The organism is Brevibacillus sp. SIMBA_040 (genome assembly GCF_046535075.1).
Classification (GTDB): Bacteria; Bacillota; Bacilli; order Brevibacillales; family Brevibacillaceae; genus Brevibacillus.
In genome coordinates, this window is record NZ_JAWRXI010000317.1 from 1 (window position 1) to 251 (window position 251).

The following is a 251-nucleotide window of genomic DNA, read 5'->3' on the forward strand; positions in this document are numbered from 1 at the left end:
TTGGTTAACTGTTCTTACTCTTGTGGTACCGTTTACATCTAAAGTATTTGTTGGCGCGGTATTGTTACCAATCCCAACACTTCCTCCAACAGCACTGATAGTAGCATTTGCTCCAGAAGTGCCAAGGGCTCCACCCAAAAATGCATTCCCGCCTTCGGTTAATATTAAACGACGCACACTGTTGGTACGATCGATAATACTGAATTGAGAAGTAGGTGAAGTTCCTTCAGGATCAAGCCCCCACAAGGAAG

General features: G+C 44.6%; 1 protein-coding gene. It reads right to left on the reverse strand.

What is annotated here, in order from left to right; all coding sequences use genetic code 11:
* Positions 1-251 (reverse strand): hypothetical protein (locus tag SB752_RS32960; protein ID WP_410719589.1); only part of this gene is annotated, 251 nt, incomplete at both ends.